Origin of the sequence: Labedella phragmitis (assembly GCF_004078635.1) — a bacterium.
GTDB classification, from domain to species: domain Bacteria; phylum Actinomycetota; class Actinomycetes; order Actinomycetales; family Microbacteriaceae; genus Labedella; species Labedella phragmitis.
Window position 1 is genome coordinate 1 of sequence record NZ_RZNB01000012.1, and the last position, 1,720, is coordinate 1,720.

Sequence of the window (1,720 nt, forward strand, 5' to 3'; positions counted from 1 at the left end):
ACATGACGATCCGCCACGTCATACACGAGCGACTGATCCGCGAGGGTCACCGTGTTGCCGTGAGCGTCGTACCCGATCGACGGCAGAGACGAGCTCACACCCGACGCACCCTCGGGTGCACCCGTCACCGTCGTCGACGTCAACCGGTCCGCGTTGTCATAGCAGTACGTCGTCGACACACCATTCACCACCGAGGAGGTCCGGTTGCCGTTCGCCCCCGCCGTCGGCGCCGCACCACACCCACCCGTCTTCGCGAACGAATACGACGCGTCCACGACACCACCGGTCGCGGTCAGGAGACGACCCGCACCGTCATACGTGTACGCCGTGGTCTCCGAGGCGCTGCCGTCGGTGATCGTGTTGGCCACGATCCGGCCCGATTGCGAACGCACCACGGTGTCCCGCACGGCCGCCTCGCCGTTCGGGAACGCCCACGTCACGCCCGTCGAGGCACCCGCCTCGTTCCGCGTCACGTTGGTCAGCGACACACCGTTCCCGGCGTCGTCCGCTCCACCCGGAAGTCCACACCGGTCACCTCACCGGCTGTGTATGACGGGTCGGCGATTGGCTTCCCGTCGAGGAGCACCCGCTAGGTCTTCCCGTCCGCGTCGTACTCGAACGACTGGCCGCCGACAGACGATTACAGACGACGGGCCGCGAACGGGAGAAGTTCGCTGACGACCCTTCCCTTCGTGGACTGTAAGGTCTTAGATCGCTCCTGGTCCGATTGCCAAATGTGAAGTCTGTTGAACGAGTTGGGTAGCCATCTATGGTGAGTCAGCCTCGTTGCGCCGTACCTGCCTAAGTTCATCACCATCTCTGAAGCCCACGAGGCCCGATCTACGTCGGGACCCAAGTCGTCTGACTCTTCGCTGACAACGTTCTCGTCGGTGATGTGTATTTGTCCTCCGTTCACGTAGAGCCACAGCACCGGCGTGCTGACATCGGGACCGAACACCGAGAGTTGAAAGTAGCCGTCAGGAGCGCGACGACTCTCGATTCGAACTGCATCCCCTAATTCGCTGATGATCTGCGCATTGACGCGCTCAACCAGAACCTCATCATCAAGATCGCGCGCACTATTCAATAGAATCGCAAATTCCTTCCAGGCACGAGATTCCAGTGACCGTCACCTCGTTTGTTGACGTTCCGTGTGATGTACCGAGATGAGACCCGGAACCATTCGGATCCATTTCCCTTACTCCAGCCGACTTTCACCTTCGATCCAGACTGATTGAACCTGCCGCCCCGTACAGATGGAACGTTCCGTGTTCCCATAGAGCTGTTGCCAAAGTACTTGCTGTCGACACCGAAGTGCTTGCTGTCGCGCATCTTCAAACCGATGAACGAGCGAGCCTTTGAGCTTCCCCGTTGCACCAGAGAGGTCGCCTTCATAACAGCCTTGGTGCTGCGAACGACATTTGACGCTCGCATCAGCAGTGTTACGCCCTTGGTCACTAGCATCGTCGCCTTCAGCGCGACCCCGACCATTTGAAGGCCCGGCACAAACATCGCGACGGTACTGACGATGCCCACCACATCACCTACGAGCCCCCAGTCAATCTCGAACTCTCCACTGAGGTCAGCCCGGTTGATTGGGTCCTGCGGGTACACGTAGCTGTTCTCGACGCCGCCCTTGACCGGGTCCACCTCGAGGAAGCGGCCCAGAGCGGGAACGTACTGGCGCGCGCCCATCTCGATCGTGGCGACGGACCCCTGG

The 1,720-nt window shown here is 60.8% G+C and carries 2 protein-coding genes; both read right to left on the reverse strand.

The features are described 5' to 3' along the window. Positions 1-473 (reverse strand): hypothetical protein (locus ELQ90_RS16445; protein ID WP_208020702.1); only part of this gene is annotated, 473 nt, incomplete at its 3' end. Between the two features lie 610 nt (positions 474-1,083). Continuing rightward, on the reverse strand, positions 1,084-1,720 hold a 637-nt coding region (locus ELQ90_RS16450; protein ID WP_208020703.1), incomplete at its 5' end, for an RHS repeat-associated core domain-containing protein.